Below are 297 nucleotides of genomic sequence, written 5' to 3'. Positions count from 1 at the left end.
TTGTGGAACGACGTCGCCGGCGCTGACGGCCCCCTGCTTGGCGGTGGCGTGGTGGGCGTGCGCGCCGGTTCGGACACTTCGACCCCGGTGAACGGCGGGCTCAACACCCAGATCAATGGCACCTACGGTTACCTGACCCTGGACGCCCAAGGCAACGCCGAGTACCACAGCTACCCGAACTCCGTGAACGGCCCGGGCGCGACCGACGTGTTCACTTACACCCTGCGTGATAACGACGGTGACGAAAGCACCACGACGCTCACCATCGACGTCAACAACAGCTGTATCAACAACCCG

1 protein-coding gene is annotated in these 297 nt (G+C 64.0%); it reads left to right on the top strand.

All coding sequences use genetic code 11. The features are described from left to right. Positions 1 to 297: Ig-like domain-containing protein (locus ACM6I5_RS22230; RefSeq protein WP_414884728.1), on the top strand; the 297-nt coding region annotated here is incomplete at both ends.

Origin of the sequence: Pseudomonas sp. IT-P171 (assembly GCF_949767765.1) — a bacterium.
Lineage (GTDB): Bacteria > Pseudomonadota > Gammaproteobacteria > Pseudomonadales > Pseudomonadaceae > Aquipseudomonas > Aquipseudomonas fluorescens_B.
Note: the sequence above shows the minus strand (reverse complement) of the source record. Positions and strands in the feature narration are given on the sequence as shown.